This window comes from Streptomyces sp. NBC_01351, assembly GCF_036237315.1.
Classification (GTDB): Bacteria; Actinomycetota; Actinomycetes; order Streptomycetales; family Streptomycetaceae; genus Streptomyces.
Genome location: NZ_CP108356.1, coordinates 2,472,962 through 2,488,118, shown reverse-complemented (window position 1 = coordinate 2,488,118; position 15,157 = coordinate 2,472,962). Strand labels below are relative to the sequence as shown.

Sequence of the window (15,157 nt, the reverse complement as noted above, 5' to 3'; positions counted from 1 at the left end):
GCACCTTGACCAGCACAGAGCAGGCATCGGCGTCGGGCGGATCGGCCGCGCCGCGGCCCGACCACCTCGGCCGCGTCATCTTCATCGCCGCCGCTGCGGCCATGGGCGGATTCCTCTTCGGCTACGACAGCTCGGTGATCAACGGCGCCGTCGTCGCCATCCGCGACCGCTTCGACGTCGGCTCCGAGGTGCTCGCCCAGGTGATCGCCGCCGCGCTGATCGGCTGCGCGATCGGCGCCGCCACCGCCGGCCGCGTCGCCGACCGGATCGGTCGCATCCGCTGCATGCAGATCGCCGCCGCCCTCTTCACGGCGAGCGCCATCGGCTCGGCCCTCCCCTTCGCCCTCTGGGACCTCGCCATGTGGCGTGTGATCGGTGGCTTCGGCATCGGCATGGCCTCCGTCATCGGCCCCGCCTACATCGCCGAGGTGTCCCCGCCCGCCTACCGCGGCCGGCTCGCCTCCTTCCAGCAGGCCGCCATCGTCATCGGCATCGCCGTCTCCCAGCTCGTCAACTGGGGCATCCTCAACCTCGCCGACGGAGACCAGCGCGGCGAGATCGGCGGCCTGGAGGCCTGGCAGTGGATGCTCGGGGTCATGGTCGTCCCGGCCGTCCTCTACGGGCTGATGTCCTTCGTCATCCCCGAATCGCCGCGCTTCCTCATCTCCGTCGGCCGCAACGCCGAGGCCAGGAAGGTCCTCACCGAGGTCGAGGGCAGCCGTATCGACCTCGACGGGCGCGTCGCCGAGATCGAGCACGCCATGCGCTCCGAGCACAAGTCCACCTTCAAGGACCTGCTCGGCGGCCGCTTCGGCTTCCTGCCCATCGTCTGGATCGGCATCGGCCTGTCCGTCTTCCAGCAGCTCGTCGGCATCAACGTGATCTTCTACTACAGCTCCTCGCTGTGGCAGTCCGTCGGCATCGACCCGAGCGCCTCGTTCCTGTACTCCTTCGAGACCTCCGTGGTGAACATCATCGGCACGGTGATCGCGATGCTGCTCGTGGACCGCATCGGCCGCAAGCCCCTGGCCCTCATCGGCTCGGTCGGCATGGCGATCTCGCTGGGCCTCGCCGCCTGGGCGTTCTCCTACAAGTCCGGGGTCGGCGACGACATCGCCCTGCCGCACGCGCAGGGCATCGTCGCCCTGGTCGCCGCCAACTGCTTCGTCCTCTTCTTCGCCCTGTCCTGGGGCGTGGTGGTCTGGGTCCTGCTCGGCGAGATGTTCCCGGGCCGCATCCGGGCCGCGGCCCTCGGCGTCGCGGCCGCCGCCCAATGGATCGCCAACTGGGTCATCACCGTCTCGTTCCCGACGCTCTCGGACTGGAACCTGTCCGGCGCCTACATGATCTACACGTTCTTCGCCCTGCTCTCGATCCCCTTCATCCTCAAATGGGTGCCGGAGACCAAGGGCAAGGCGCTGGAGGAGATGGGGTAACCACCCCCGCCAACGCCCCTTCTCCTCGATACTGCCCCGGCTCAGTCCTTGAGCCGGGGCAGTACCTGTTCGCACAGCAGGTGCAGGCTGCGCCAGCCCTCGTCGATCGGCATCCCGCCGCACAGCGGGTGCAGGACCAGGTTCCCGGCCTCGCCCGCGCCCCGGGCGTACGCGACGGCCTCGTCCGGGGTGAGGATCCGGTACACGCCCTCCGCCCGCAGCTCCGCCACCGAGCGCGCGGCCGACCGCACGGCGCTGCGGATGTCCTTGGACTGCCAGGACGCGTACATGCCCGCCTCGTGCAGGAAGCGCTCGCCGTGCTCGGCCCAGGCCCGGTCCGGGTCCTCCGCGATGTGCAGCAGCGGGGTCTCGGCCGCGGGCATCATGCAGAAGCCCTCCGTGCCGTACTCGGCCAGCTTCGCGTTGTAGTACGCCTCCAGCTCCGGCAGGTGCGCGCTGGGGAAGAACGGCAGCCCCAGCCGGGCCGCGCGCCGGGCCGCCGCCTCCGAGCTCCCGCCGACCAGGAGCAGCGGGTGCGGCTGGGTGAAGGGCCGCGGGGTGACCCGTACCGTACGGCCCCGGTACTCGAACGGCTCGCCGGTCCACGCCTTCAGCAGGGTCTCCAGCAGCTCGTCCTGGAGCTTCCCGCGCCGGCCCCACTCCACGCCGTGCTGCTCGTACTCCTCCGGCCGGTAGCCGATGCCCGCGACGGTGACCAGGCGGCCACCGCTCAGCAGGTCCAGCACGGCGATGTCCTCGGCCACCTTCAGCGGGTCGTACAGCGGGCCGATGATCGCCGAGACGGTGACGGCGATCCGGCGGGTGGCGCCGAACACCGCGCCCGCGAAGGCGAAGGGGGAGGGCAGCCAGTTGTTGCCGGTGCCGTGGTGCTCCTCGGTCTGGATGGTGTCGATCCCGCGGTCGTCCGCGTACCGGGCCATCTCCAGCGCTGCCTTGTAGCGGGCGGAGAGGGACTCGGGGGTGCCGTTCGGGTCGACGAGATTGAACCGGGCCACGGTGATGGGCATGGAGAAGTCCCCCTTCGCCGGATGTGGGTGGGCGGGCGAAGGGGGACGTTAGCTGACGTGGCGTCAGTTGGACAGGGATCCGGCGGGAGCAGGCTCCTCCACCGGGGCGGGTGGGGACGAGCGCAAGGGGCAGGGGCTGTCGCGGCCCACTGCATGGATCGCGACAGCCCCTGGGCGCTCAGCGCGCCGTATCCGCTCCGTCCGCATACTGGACGGGCTGTGACTCCTCCCCGAGGGGCTTCTCGCCGGCATATGGCCGGGCGACGGACCAGCCCGGCCCGCGGGGGCAAATAGCCCCGCCTGGGAAACGAGGGGCCGTCCGCGAGGTCACGCATACTGATGTAGCTATGGAAATCCTCATTCTCGCCCTAGTCATCGCCCTGGTCGCGGTCGGCGCGATCAGCGGGCTCGTGGTCAGCAGCCGCAAGAAGAAGCAGCTGCCGCCGCCGGCACCGTCGAGCACGCCGACCATCACTGCCCCTCCCGCGGAACCGCAGGTGGGGGAGGACGCCGTAGAGACGGCGGAAGAGCCGCGTCGCACCATCGAGGAGGTCGTCCTCCCCGAGGCGCAGGCGCCCGTAGAGGCCCCCGCGGAGGTGCCGGTCGCGGAGCCGCAGGCCCCGGCCGCGCCCGCGGTCGAGGTGCCCGAGCCCACCGCCGGCCGCCTGGTCCGGCTGCGCGCCCGACTCGCCCGGTCCCAGAACTCCCTCGGCAAGGGGCTGCTCACGCTGCTCTCCCGGGAGCACCTCGACGAGGACACCTGGGAGGAGATCGAGGAGACCCTGCTCATCGCCGACGTGGGTGTCGTACCGACCCAGGAGCTCGTCGACCGGCTCCGCGAGCGGGTCAAGGTGCTCGGCACCCGTACCCCGGCGGACCTGCGCGCCCTGCTCAAGGAAGAGCTGCTGACCCTGCTGCGCACCGACTTCGACCGCGCCGTGAAGACGGAGAGCGGCGAGGACACCCCCGGCGTGATCATGGTCGTCGGGGTCAACGGCACCGGCAAGACCACCACCACCGGCAAGCTCGCCCGGGTGCTCGTCGCCGACGGCCGCAGCGTGGTGCTCGGCGCGGCCGACACCTTCCGCGCGGCCGCCGCCGACCAGCTCCAGACCTGGGGCGACCGCGTTGGCGCCCGTACCGTGCGCGGCCCCGAGGGCGGCGACCCGGCCTCGATCGCCTACGACGCGGTCAAGGAGGGCATCGCCGAGGGCGCCGACGTGGTGCTCATCGACACCGCCGGCCGCCTGCACACCAAGACCGGCCTCATGGACGAGCTCGGCAAGGTCAAGCGCGTCGTGGAGAAGCACGGCCCGCTGGACGAGATCCTGCTGGTCCTCGACGCCACCACCGGCCAGAACGGCCTGACCCAGGCCCGGGTCTTCGCCGAGGTCGTGGACATCACCGGCATCGTGCTGACCAAGCTCGACGGCACCGCCAAGGGCGGCATCGTCATCGCCGTCCAGCGCGAGCTGGGAGTCCCCGTCAAGCTCGTCGGCCTCGGTGAGGGTGCGGACGACCTGGCCCCGTTCGAGCCGGAGGCGTTCGTGGACGCCCTGATCGGCGACTGAGCGCAGCCCGTACGGACACCAGTGCCCCCGCGTTCACCTCGAACGCGGGGGCACTGCCGTGAGCGGGGCGGACACCCCCTACCGGCGGAAGCGGTGGCAGATGTAGGCAAGGGTGCCCAGCAGCAGCCGGGCCTGCGGCGGGCCCCCGGCACTGTCCAGCGCGGGCGGCCGCAGCCAGCCCACCTGACCGAGCCCGGCCCGGTCGGAGGGCGGGACCGTCACGTGGGCCCCCTCACCCAGGGCGCGCAGGTCGAGGTCGGCGTCGTCCCAGCCCATCCGGTACAGCAGCTGGGGCAGCTCGGCCGCCGCGCCCGGCGCCACGAAGAACTGGGCCCGGCCGTCCGGGGTCGCCACCACCGGGCCCAGCGGCAGGCCCATCCGCTCCAGCCGCACCAGCGCCCGCCGCCCGGCCTCCTCGGCCACCTCGATCACGTCGAAGGAGCGGCCCACCGGGAGCAGTACCGCCGCGCCCGGGTACTCGCTCCAGGCCTCGGTGACCTCGTCCAGGGTGGCCCCGGCCTTGACCGTGGGGGCGAAGGGCAGGGGGTGCGCCCCGGGAGCCGCGCACCGGGAGTCCCCGCAGGAGCAGTCGCGGGCGGGCGCCGCGGCCCGCGCGCCGGGGACCACGTCCCAGCCCCACAGTCCGGTGTACTCCGCCACCGCCGTGCACTCCGAGGTCCGGCCGCGGCGCCGGGCGCCCGTGCGGAACTCCCTGGTGCCACGGCTGCCGCCGATCGTGAAGCCCATGCCCATGCCCCCTCCAACGGGTCGGACGCGCCGGTGGTTACGAGAGCGGACGGACCTGCTGCGGGCGATCCATCGCGGGACGCCGCGAGGTACGACCCGGGTTGCCCGGCGCACTCCTCGCCGCGCGCGCCCTGAGCGCACTCCAGTCCAACCGATCCGTTTTCACCTCGGTGTCAAGTGAATCGCGCCTGGCCGGTGGCGAGTTCATTCGAAGGGGTGGCGAATGGTGGCGTTTCTGGAATCGACCTCGCCGGAGGGGTGATCGTAGGATTACTTTCGGTACACGAACCCCTAAGGCGCGCCCGTCCGTGGGTATGCCGGAGGCAATGTGTGGAGGACCTGTGAAGGTCCGTGGTGGCGCCCGGCGTCACGGCCAGGGTTTCGTGTGGAAGAGGCTGAGCGGATGGGGGCGTTCCAGTGAGCGGCAATGACGCAAGCGGAACGATGGACGACGCTGCCGTGCGCAACGAACAGCTGACCTCGTGGTTCGTCCGCAGCGGCTGGTCCAAGGGCGAACTCGCCCGCCAGGTCAACCGCCGGGCCCGCCAGATGGGCGCCCACCACATCAGCACGGACACCTCCCGGGTGCGCCGCTGGCTCGACGGCGAACAGCCCCGCGAGCCCGTCCCGCGCATCCTGTCCGAGCTGTTCTCCGAGCGCTTCGGCTCCGTCGTGGCCATCGAACAGCTCGGCCTGCGCACCGCCCACCAGACCCCCTCCGTCTCCGGCGTCGACCTGCCCTGGGCCGGCCCGCAGACCGTCGAACTGCTCGGCGAGTTCTCCCGCAGCGACCTCATGCTGGCCCGCCGCGGCTTCCTCGGGACCTCGCTCGCCCTCTCCGCCGGCCCCGCCCTCATCGAGCCCATGCAGCGCTGGCTCGTACCGGTCCCGGCCGCCGACCCGGGACCGCGCGAGGTGGGGGTCCCCCCAGCGGAGCGAGGGGGAGGGCCGGCGGGCGCACTCGGCGGCCACCGCCCGCCCCGGCTCTCCGAACCGGAACTCGACCTGCTCGACGCCACCACCGTCATGTTCCGCCAGTGGGACGCCCAGTGCGGGGGCGGACTGCGCCGCAAGGCCGTCGTCGGCCAGCTCCACGAGGTCACCGACCTGCTCCAGGAGAACCACCCGGCGCCCGTCATGAAGAGGCTCTTCAAGGTCGCCGCGGAACTCGCCGAACTGGCCGGCTGGATGAGCTACGACATCGGCCTGCACCCCACCGCCCAGAAGTACTTCGTCCTCGCGCTGCACGCCGCGAAGGAGGCCGGGGACAAGCCGCTGGGCTCGTACATCCTCTCCGGCATGAGCCGCCAGATGATCCACCTGGGCCGCCCCGAGGACGCCCTGGAACTCATCCACCTCGCGCAGTACGGCAGCCGCGACTGCGCCGGCCCGCGCACCCAGGCCATGCTGTATGCGATGGAGGCGCGCGCCTACGCCAACATGGGACAGCCCAGTCGCTGCAAGCGGGCCGTGCGGATGGCCGAGGACACCTTCGGCGACGTCGGCTTCGCGGGCGAGCCCGAGCCCGACTGGATCCGCTTCTTCTCCGAGGCCGAACTGAACGGCGAGAACTCCCACTCGTACCGCGACCTCGCCTACGTCGCGGGCCGCAGCCCCATGTACGCCTCCCTCGCCGAACCCGTCATGGAGCGGGCCGTCGAGCTCTTCGAGAAGGACCAGGAGCACCAGCGCTCCTACGCCCTCAACCTCATCGGCATGGCCACCGTGCACCTGCTCCAGCGCGAGCCCGAGCAGGCCGCCGTCCTCGTCGACCGGGCCCTCGACGTGGCGGGAAAGGTGCGGTCCGAACGGGTGAACACGCGGCTGCGCAAGACCGTCGACACCGCCGCCCGTGAGTACGGGGACGTCGCCGAGATCGTCCGCCTCACCGACCACCTCGCCTCGCGGCTCCCCGAAGCCGCGGAGGCCGTCTGACGGCCCGAGCGGCCGCCCCCAAGGCCCCGGCCGCGGCAGTCACCCCGTGAAGCCCGATCAGGCTCCCCCAGCCAGGACACTCCGGGTACTGCCGCGGCCGGGTTGTTCCTTGCCGCTAAACCGCGGCCGCTCTCGCGGAGGTGGTTGCCCGCCGTCGTGGTTGCTCAATTGATGGTTGCCGTGTTCATCACGTCGTAACAACGCGGACGCCTTCGTCATCGGTGCGAAACACCTGGCGGCGCCGCCGGAAACCGGCCTGCGCGAATCTCAGGGCCAATAACCGGCCAGTTCCCATACGCCGCCGCTCAGGTTTTCACGATCGCCCGCACGCGAACGTACCGACGACGAGGAGACGCCGATGGCATCAGCCATCACGACCCTCGCGGCAGACGCCCCGACGCTGTCTGCCGCGAACACCGGGTTCATGCTCATCTGCTCCGCCCTGGTCATGCTGATGACCCCGGGACTTGCCTTCTTCTACGGAGGCATGGTCCGCGTCAAGAGCAGCCTCAACATGCTGATGATGAGCTTCATCAGCCTCGGGATCGTCACGATCCTCTGGGTCCTCTACGGCTTCAGCCTCGCCTTCGGCACCGACTCCGGCGGCCTCATCGGCTGGAACTCCGACTACGTGGGCCTCAGCGGCATCGGGATCACCGAGCTGTGGGACGGGTACACCATCCCGGTCTACGTCTTCGCCGTCTTCCAGCTGATGTTCGCCGTCATCACCCCCGCGCTGATCAGCGGCGCCCTCGCCGACCGCGTGAAGTTCAGCGCCTGGGCCCTGTTCACCGTCCTGTGGGTCACGATCGTCTACTTCCCCGTCGCCCACTGGGTATGGGGCGCCGGCGGCTGGCTCTTCGAGCTCGGCGTCATCGACTTCGCGGGCGGCACCGCCGTCCACATCAACGCGGGTGCCGCAGCCCTCGGCGTGATCCTGGTCATCGGCAAGCGGGTCGGCTTCAAGAAGGACCCGATGCGCCCGCACAGCCTGCCCCTCGTGATGCTCGGCGCCGGCCTGCTGTGGTTCGGCTGGTTCGGCTTCAACGCCGGCTCCTGGCTCGGCAACGACGACGGCGTGGGCGCGGTCATGTTCGTCAACACCCAGGTCGCCACGGCCGCCGCCATGCTCGCCTGGCTCGGCTACGAGAAGCTGCGCCACGGCTCCTTCACCACCCTCGGCGCCGCCTCCGGCGCGGTCGCGGGCCTCGTCGCCATCACCCCCTCCGGAGGCTCCTGCTCTCCGCTCGGCGCGATCGCCATCGGCGCCATCGCCGGTGTCGTCTGCGCCATGGCCGTGGGCCTCAAGTACAAGTTCGGCTACGACGACTCCCTCGACGTGGTCGGCGTCCACCTCGTCGGCGGTGTCATCGGCTCGCTGCTCGTCGGCTTCTTCGCCACCGGCGGAGTCCAGTCCGAGGCGGCCGGCCTCTTCTACGGCGGCGGCCTCGAACAGCTCGGAAAGCAGGCCATCGGAGTCTTCTCCGTCCTGGCCTACTCTCTGGTGGCGTCCGCGCTGCTCGCCTTCCTCCTCGACAAGACGATCGGAATGCGGGTCACCGAGGACGACGAGGTCGCCGGCATCGACCAGGTCGAACACGCCGAGACCGCCTACGACTTCAGCGGAGCCGGCGGCGGCGCGGCCTCGCGGAACACCGCCGTCCCCACCCCCTCCGCCGTAGCGAGCAAGAAGGTTGACGCATGAAGCTGATCACCGCGATCGTCAAGCCGCACCGGCTGGACGAGATCAAGGAAGCCCTCCACGCCTTCGGGGTCAAGGGACTCACGGTCACCGAGGCCAGCGGCTACGGCCGCCAGCGCGGCCACACCGAGGTCTACCGCGGCGCCGAGTACCAGGTCGACCTCGTCCCCAAGATCCGCATCGAGGTACTGGTCGACGACGCCGACGCCGAGCAGCTGATCGACGTCATCGTCAGCGCGGCCGCCACCGGCAAGATCGGCGACGGCAAGGTGTGGAGCGTCCCCGTGGACTCCGTCGTACGGGTCCGCACCGGCGAGCGCGGCGTTGACGCGCTGTAGGACCTATCCGGCCTGACCGACCGGACAGGTCCTAACTGACGGGAGCCCCCGGGTGACGAGCGTCGAAGAATCCACGGACCACACGGCCGACTCGGGACCCAGCGGATACGCCGCGGCCCGGCTGCGACTCCTCCAGGAGGAGTCGCGGTCCGGGCCCTCGCGGCGTTCCGCGCTGGCCGGGCTGACCGACACATGGCTGAACGCCCTGTTCGCGACCGCCGTACGGGAGACCGGCGTACGCGGCGCCGCCCTGGTCGCCGTCGGCGGCTACGGCAGGGCCGAACTCTCCCCGCGCAGCGACCTCGACCTGGTGCTGCTGCACGACGGCAAGGCCGAACCGCGGGCGCTCGGCGCGCTCGCAGACCGCCTCTGGTACCCGGTGTGGGACCTCGGCCTCGCCCTGGACCACTCGGTGCGCACCCCCGCCGAGGCCCGCAAGACCGCCGCCGAGGACCTCAAGGTGCACCTCGGGCTGCTCGACGCCCGCTGCGTCGCGGGCGACGCCGGGCTCCTCGCCGGCCTGCGCACCTCCGTCCTGGCCGACTGGCGCAACCAGGCCGCGAAGAGGCTCCCGCAACTGCACGCCCTGTGCCGCGACCGGGCCGACCGCGCCGGGGAACTGCGCTTCCTCCTCGAACCCGACCTCAAGGAGGCCCGCGGCGGGCTGCGCGACATCACCGCCCTGCGGGCCGTCGCCGCCTCCTGGCTGGCCGACGCCCCCCGCGAAGGCCTCGTCCAGGCCCGGCGCAGGCTCCTCGACGCCCGCGACGCCCTCCACCTCGTCACCGGCCGCGCCACCGACCGGCTCTCCCTCCAGGAACAGGACCAGGTCGCCACGCAGCTCGGGCTCCTCGACGCCGACGCGCTGCTCCGCGAGGTGTACGAGGCCGCGCGCGTGGTCTCGTACGCCGGTGACGTGACCTGGCGCGAGGTCGGCCGGGTGCTGCGGGCGCGCTCCGCCCGCCCCAGGCTCCGCGGGCTGCTCGGCACCCGGGGCGCCCCCGCCGCCCCGCGGGCACCGCTCGCCGACGGGGTCGTGGAGTCCGACGGCGAGGCCGTACTGGCCCTGGCCGCACGCCCCGACCGTGATCCGGTGCTGGCGCTCCGCTTCGCCGCGGCCGCCGCGCAGGCGGGCCTTCCCGTCTCGCCGCACGCCGTACGCCGACTCGCGGTGCAGGCGAAACCGCTCCCCGTGCCGTGGCCGGCCGAGGCCCGCGAACAGCTGGTGACACTGCTGGGCGCGGGGGAGCCGACGGTGGCCGTGTGGGAGGCGCTGGAGGCGGAGGGCCTGATCGGCCGGCTGCTGCCCGACTGGGAGCGCGTGCGGTGCCGCCCCCAGCGCAACCCCGTCCACACCTGGACGGTGGACCGGCACCTCATCGAGACGGCCGTGCGCGCCTCGGCCCTCACCCGCCGGGTCGGCCGCCCCGACCTGCTGCTCATGGCCGCCCTGCTGCACGACATCGGCAAGGGCTGGCCCGGGGACCACTCGGTGGCCGGCGAGACCATCGCCCGCGACGTCGCCACCCGCGTCGGCTTCGACGAGCGGGACGTCGCCGTCCTGGGCGCGCTCGTACGCCACCACCTGCTGCTGATCGACACCGCGACCCGGCGGGATCTGGACGACCCGGCGACCGTCCGAACCGTCGCCGAGGCCGTCGGGTCGGTGGGCACGCTGGAGATCCTGCACGCCCTCACGGAGGCGGACGCCCTCGCCACAGGACCGGCCGCGTGGAGCGCCTGGCGCGGCTCCCTCGTGGCGGACCTCGTGACCCGGGTCGCCGCCGTGCTGCGCGGCACGGCCCCGGCGGCGGTGGAGCCGGAGATCCCGACGACCGAGCAGGAACGCCTCGCCGTGGAGGCCCTGCGCACGGGCGAACCGGTGCTGGCACTGCAGGCGCGGCACGAGGAGGACGCGGTCGGCGTGGAACTGGTGGTGGCCGTCCCCGACCAGCCCGGGGTCCTTCCCGCGGTGGCCGGGGTACTGGCCCTGCACCGGCTCACCGTACGGGCGGCGGACCTGCGCTCCACGGAGCTCCCGGACGAGCTGGGCGAGGTCCTGGTGCTGCGGTGGCGGGTGGCGGCGGAGTACGGGGCGCTGCCGCAGGCGGCCCGGCTGCGGACCGACCTGGTCCGCGCGCTGGACGGCTCGCTCGACGTCCCGGCGAAGCTGGCCGACCGCGAGGCGGCGTACCCGCGGCGGCGCGGGGTGGTGCCCCCGCCGCCCCGGGTCACGGTCGTGGCCGACGTCTCCTCGCTGGCCACCGTCCTGGAGGTCCGGGCCCCCGACGCCGTCGGTCTGCTGCACCGGATCGGGCGGGCCCTTGAGTCCGGCGGGGTGCGGGTGCGCAGTGCGCACGTCTCGACGCTGGGCGCCAACGCCGTGGATACCCTGTACGTGACCACCCCGGAGGGCAAGCCCCTGGATCCGTCCGCAGCCCTCGTCCTGGCCGGGACCGTGCAGGCGGCCCTGTCGTAGCCTGCGGCGCCGTTGCCGGGGCTCCGCCCCGGACCCCGCGCCTCAAACGCCGGCGGGACTGGATTTCGGCTGCCGCCGTCCGCCCAGCGCGGCTGGATTGCCCAGAGGGCAATTTCAGCCCCGCCGGCGTTTGAGGCGCTGGGGGTACCCCCAGCGGTAGCTGGGGGCGGAGCCCACGGTTTCGGGAAGGGTCGGGGTGGGGGAATGCCGCCCGCAGGGCCAGGACGGCGGCGCGGCCCGATACCCTGGGGGACACCACACCGCCCCCGACCCGAGGAATCGCGACCACCGTGTTCGATACGCTCTCCGACCGCTTGGCGAATACCTTCAAGGGCCTGCGCGGCAAAGGCCGGCTGTCCGAGGCTGACATCGACTCCGCGGCCCGGGAAATCCGTATCGCCCTCCTCGAGGCCGACGTCGCCCTCCCGGTCGTCCGCTCCTTCATCGCGAACGTCAAGGAACGTGCCCGCGGCGAAGAGGTCAGCAAGGCGCTGAACCCCGGCCAGCAGGTCCTGAAGATCGTCAACGACGAGCTCGTCACGATCCTCGGCGGCGAGACCCGGCGGCTCCGCTTCGCCAAGACCGCTCCCACCGTGATCATGCTGGCCGGTCTCCAGGGTGCCGGTAAGACCACCCTCGCCGGAAAGCTCGGCCTCTGGCTGAAGGGGCAGGGGCACACCCCGCTGCTCGTCGCCTGCGACCTCCAGCGTCCCAACGCCGTCAACCAGCTCTCCGTCGTCGCCGACCGCGCCGGCGTGGCGTTCTACGGCCCCCAGCCCGGCAACGGCGTCGGCGACCCGGTCCAGGTGGCCAAGGACTCCGTCGAGTACGCGCGCACGAAGCAGTTCGACATCGTGATCGTCGACACCGCCGGCCGCCTCGGCATCGACGCCGAGCTGATGCAGCAGGCCGCCGACATCCGCGACGCGGTCTCGCCCGACGAGATCCTGTTCGTCGTCGACGCCATGATCGGTCAGGACGCGGTCAACACGGCCGAGGCCTTCCGCGACGGCGTCGGTTTCGACGGTGTGGTGCTCTCCAAGCTCGACGGCGACGCCCGCGGCGGTGCCGCGCTCTCCATCGCGCACGTCACCGGCAAGCAGATCATGTTCGCCTCGAACGGCGAGAAGCTCGACGAGTTCGACGCCTTCCACCCGGACCGCATGGCGGGCCGGATCCTCGACATGGGTGACATGCTCACCCTCATCGAGCAGGCCGAGAAGACCTTCTCGCAGGCCGAGGCCGAGAAGATGGCGGCCAAGCTCGCCAAGGGCCCGAAGGAGTTCACGCTCGACGACTTCCTGGCCCAGATGGAGCAGGTCCGCAAGATGGGCTCCATCTCCAAGCTGCTCGGCATGCTCCCCGGCATGGGGCAGATCAAGGACCAGATCAACAACATCGACGAGCGCGACGTGGACCGCACCGCCGCGATCATCAAGTCGATGACCCCGGCCGAGCGCCACGACCCGACGATCATCAACGGCTCGCGCCGCGCCCGTATCGCCAAGGGCTCCGGCACCGAGGTCAGCATGGTCAAGTCGCTCGTCGAGCGGTTCTTCGACGCCCGCAAGATGATGTCCCGCATGGCCCAGGGCGGCGGCATGCCGGGCATGCCCGGGATGCCGGGGATGGGCGGCGGCCCCGGCCGGCAGAAGAAGCAGGTCAAGCAGGCCAAGGGCAAGCGCAAGAGCGGCAACCCGATGAAGCGCAGGGAAGAGGAGGCCGCGGCAGCGGCCCGTCGCGAGCAGGGCCCGCAGGCGATCGAGCCCGCGGCCGGCGGCAACCCCTTCGGGCTCCCCGCGGGCGGCGAGCAGGGTCAGGACTTCGACCTCCCGGACGAGTTCAAGAAGTTCATGAAGTAGCACCACGTGAGGTGGGCCCCGGTCGTGTTCGCACGGCCGGGGCCCTTCCGTTTCTGCTGGGGCGATGGCCTGATTTATCCCTTATCGTCGGCCGGGGGGACGGCAGAAGGAGGCCCCGTGCCCAGCCCCACCCCCGTACCGCCCCGAGACCGGGCCGATACGCCCTGGCGCTCGGAGGGCGCACCGCCCACCCCTCCGCCCAAGAGGAAGATGCCGGGTGGCTGGCGCGGGCTCATCCTCGGCGCGCTGATCGTGTACCTGATCACCAACCTGGTGCTGTCCTTCTTCAACGAGGGGGACGAGCCGACGCTCTCGTACACCGAGTTCAGCAAGCAGGTCGCCAACGGCAACGTCTCGAAGATCTACTCCAAGGGCGACGCCATCCAGGGCCAGCTGAAGGCCGAGCAGCCGAAGCCCGACGGCGACAAGGGGAACTACACCAAGTTCGTCACCCAGCGCCCGGCCTTCGCCGACGACGACCTGTGGGCCGACCTCACCAAACAGGGCGTGACCGTGACGGCCTCCCCGGTCGTCGAACAGCGCAGCTTCCTCGCCAACCTGCTGCTCTCCTTGGCCCCGATGCTGCTGCTGGTCCTGCTGTGGGTGTTCATCGCCCGCCGCATGAGCGCGGGGATGGGCGGCATGGGCGGACTGGGCCGCAAGGCCCCGCCCAAGCCGGTGGAGCTGCAGGAGGGCTCCAAACGGACCACCTTCGAGGACGTGGCCGGCATCGACGAGGTCGAGGGCGAGCTCAACGACGTCGTCGACTTCCTCAAGAACCCCCAGGAGTACCGCAAGATGGGCGCCCGGATGCCCGGCGGCGTCCTCCTCGCAGGCCCGCCCGGCACCGGCAAGACCCTGCTCGCGCGGGCGGTCGCGGGTGAGGCCGGGGTGCCGTTCTTCTCCGCCTCCGCCTCCGAGTTCATCGAGATGATCGTCGGCGTCGGCGCCTCCCGGGTACGGGAACTCTTCACGGAGGCCCGCAAGGTGGCCCCCGCGATCATCTTCATCGACGAGATCGACACCATCGGGCGGGTCCGCGGCGGCGGCGCCGCCATGGGCGGCCACGACGAACGCGAACAGACCCTCAACCAGATCCTCACCGAGATGGACGGCTTCTCCGGCTCGGAGGGCGTCGTCGTCCTCGCCGCCACCAACCGCGCGGACGTCCTCGACCCGGCACTGACCCGCCCCGGCCGCTTCGACCGCACCGTGGTCGTCTCCCCGCCCGACCGGGGCGGCCGCGAGGCCATCCTGCGCATCCACACCCGGGACATCCCGCTCGCCGAGGGCGTCGACCTCGCCCAGGTGGCCCGCACGACCCCCGGCATGACCGGCGCCGAGCTGGCCAACCTGGCCAACGAGGCCGCGCTGCTCGCCGTCAAACGCCAGCAGCAGCAGGTCACCCAGACGGACCTGTCCGACGCCCTGGAGAAGGTGCAGCTGGGCGCCGAGCGGTCGCTGGTCATGCCGCTGGAGGAACGCCGCCGGACGGCGTACCACGAGAGCGGACACGCCCTCCTGGGCATGCTCCAGCCGGGTGCCGACCCGGTCCGCAAGATCACCATCGTCCCCCGCGGCAGGGCGCTCGGCGTCACCCTCTCGGCTCCCGACGCCGACCGGTACGCGTACACGGAGCCGTACCTGCGCGGCCGCATTATCGGAGCGCTGGGCGGTATGGCGGCCGAGCACACCGTCTACGACGTCATCACCACGGGCGCGGAGAACGACCTGGAGCAGGTCACCAACATCGTCCGCGGCATGGTCGGCCGCTGGGGCATGAGCGAGCGCATCGGACGGCTCACCGCGATCCCCTCCGACATGCAGAGCCCCTACGGCCTGTCCGCCGCACCCGCCACCCTCGACGCCGTGGACCACGAGATGCGCCGGATCGTCGACGAGTGCTACGAGGAGGCCTGCCGTCTGCTGCGCGAGCACCGTACGAAGCTCGACGCCCTGGCGGAGGCCCTCCTCGCCAACGAGACCCTGGACGAAGCGGCCGCCTACGCCGCCGCGGGCATCCCCCGGCTGACGAAGGCGCACGGAACGGAGTAGGGCC

General features: G+C 71.8%; 10 protein-coding genes. 8 read left to right on the top strand and 2 right to left on the bottom strand.

Features of this window, described 5'->3' with window-relative positions; translation table 11 throughout:
• The first annotated feature begins 5 nt into the window (after nt 1-5).
• Nucleotides 6-1,436, top strand: a complete 1,431-nt coding sequence (locus OG625_RS10995; protein ID WP_329378820.1) for a sugar porter family MFS transporter — start codon at nt 6-8, stop codon at nt 1,434-1,436.
• A gap of 41 nt (nt 1,437-1,477) precedes the next feature.
• On the opposite strand, the gene OG625_RS10990 is transcribed toward OG625_RS10995, so the two are convergent.
• Nucleotides 1,478-2,464: an LLM class flavin-dependent oxidoreductase gene (locus tag OG625_RS10990; protein WP_329378818.1), complete on the bottom strand. Its 987-nt coding sequence runs from the start codon at nt 2,462-2,464 to the stop codon at nt 1,478-1,480.
• A 347-nt stretch (nt 2,465-2,811) separates the two neighbouring features.
• On the opposite strand from OG625_RS10990, the gene ftsY reads away from it, so the two are divergent.
• Nucleotides 2,812-4,035 (top strand): signal recognition particle-docking protein FtsY, encoded by a 1,224-nt coding sequence (ftsY, locus tag OG625_RS10985; RefSeq protein WP_329378816.1) that lies wholly within the window; start codon nt 2,812-2,814, stop codon nt 4,033-4,035.
• A gap of 78 nt (nt 4,036-4,113) precedes the next feature.
• Here the strand turns inward: ftsY and OG625_RS10980 are convergent, their stop codons facing one another.
• A complete protein-coding gene (locus tag OG625_RS10980) occupies nt 4,114-4,782 on the bottom strand; it encodes a bifunctional DNA primase/polymerase (RefSeq protein WP_329378814.1) in 669 nt (222 codons plus the stop codon).
• 417 nt (nt 4,783-5,199) lie between these two features.
• Between OG625_RS10980 and nsdA the strand changes: the two genes are divergently transcribed.
• The 6 genes from nsdA to ftsH all read left to right on the top strand — a co-directional run bounded on the left by nsdA (nt 5,200) and on the right by ftsH (nt 15,153).
• The gene (gene nsdA, locus OG625_RS10975) at nt 5,200-6,717 is read left to right on the top strand and encodes a transcriptional repressor NsdA (protein WP_443067695.1); all 1,518 of its coding nucleotides are present in this window, start codon (nt 5,200-5,202) and stop codon (nt 6,715-6,717) included.
• Between the two features lie 358 nt (nt 6,718-7,075).
• The gene (locus OG625_RS10970; protein ID WP_329378810.1) at nt 7,076-8,422 is read left to right on the top strand and encodes an ammonium transporter; all 1,347 of its coding nucleotides are present in this window, start codon (nt 7,076-7,078) and stop codon (nt 8,420-8,422) included.
• On the top strand, nt 8,419-8,757 hold the full coding sequence (locus OG625_RS10965) for a P-II family nitrogen regulator (protein ID WP_329378808.1): 339 nt from the start codon (nt 8,419-8,421) through the stop codon (nt 8,755-8,757). Before OG625_RS10970 ends, OG625_RS10965 begins: the two co-directional genes overlap by 4 nt.
• A 52-nt stretch (nt 8,758-8,809) precedes the next feature.
• A complete protein-coding gene (locus OG625_RS10960; RefSeq protein ID WP_329378806.1) occupies nt 8,810-11,236 on the top strand; it encodes a [protein-PII] uridylyltransferase in 2,427 nt (808 codons plus the stop codon).
• A 290-nt stretch (nt 11,237-11,526) separates the two neighbouring features.
• Entirely contained in the window at nt 11,527-13,098 is a 1,572-nt protein-coding gene (gene ffh / locus OG625_RS10955) for a signal recognition particle protein (RefSeq protein WP_329378804.1), read from the top strand.
• Between the two features lie 117 nt (nt 13,099-13,215).
• Nucleotides 13,216-15,153 carry an ATP-dependent zinc metalloprotease FtsH gene (gene ftsH, locus OG625_RS10950; protein WP_329378802.1) on the top strand — a complete coding sequence of 646 codons (1,938 nt, stop codon included), beginning with the start codon at nt 13,216-13,218 and terminating at the stop codon, nt 15,151-15,153.
• Nucleotides 15,154-15,157: the final 4 nt, after the last annotated feature.

Bases quoted from the DNA above. Each gene is read 5' to 3' on its own strand.
- OG625_RS10990 (WP_329378818.1), bottom strand. From the start codon at position 2,464: ATGCCCATCACCGTGGCCCGGTTCAATCTCGTCGACCCGAACGGCACC.
- ftsY (WP_329378816.1), top strand. From the start codon at position 2,812: ATGGAAATCCTCATTCTCGCCCTAGTCATCGCCCTGGTCGCGGTCGGC.
- OG625_RS10980 (WP_329378814.1), bottom strand. From the start codon at position 4,782: ATGGGCTTCACGATCGGCGGCAGCCGTGGCACCAGGGAGTTCCGCACG.
- OG625_RS10970 (WP_329378810.1), top strand. From the start codon at position 7,076: ATGGCATCAGCCATCACGACCCTCGCGGCAGACGCCCCGACGCTGTCT.
- OG625_RS10965 (WP_329378808.1), top strand. From the start codon at position 8,419: ATGAAGCTGATCACCGCGATCGTCAAGCCGCACCGGCTGGACGAGATC.